Origin of the sequence: Burkholderia sp. SIMBA_062 (genome assembly GCF_046534765.1) — a bacterium.
In the GTDB taxonomy this organism is placed as follows: domain Bacteria; phylum Pseudomonadota; class Gammaproteobacteria; order Burkholderiales; family Burkholderiaceae; genus Burkholderia; species Burkholderia ambifaria.
Window position 1 is genome coordinate 1 of record NZ_JAWRYD010000556.1, and the last position, 241, is coordinate 241.

Consider the following 241-nt stretch of genomic DNA (forward strand, 5'->3'; position numbering starts at 1 on the left):
CGCCTTGCGCGCCATGAGCCGCGTGGCGGCCCAACTGAGCGCCTCGCCATCGGGATTCTCGTGGCCGCATTCGATGCGCGCGAGCCCGCTCAGGTCGCGCGCATCGAAGCGCTTGAACACGCGCAGATCGAGCCGTTCCACAAAGCGGTTATAGCCGCGCAGATCGGCGTGCGCCGCGCGTTCGCGCTCGTAGTGCGCGCGCATCGCCGGCGAGTCGATCGAGCTGTAGCCCAGCACTTCG

The 241-nt window shown here is 68.9% G+C and carries 1 pseudogene; it reads right to left on the reverse strand.

The window, feature by feature from the left end:
• Positions 1–241 (reverse strand): annotated as a pseudogene (locus tag SB786_RS37435) (cobalamin biosynthesis protein CobT); the annotation flags it as partial.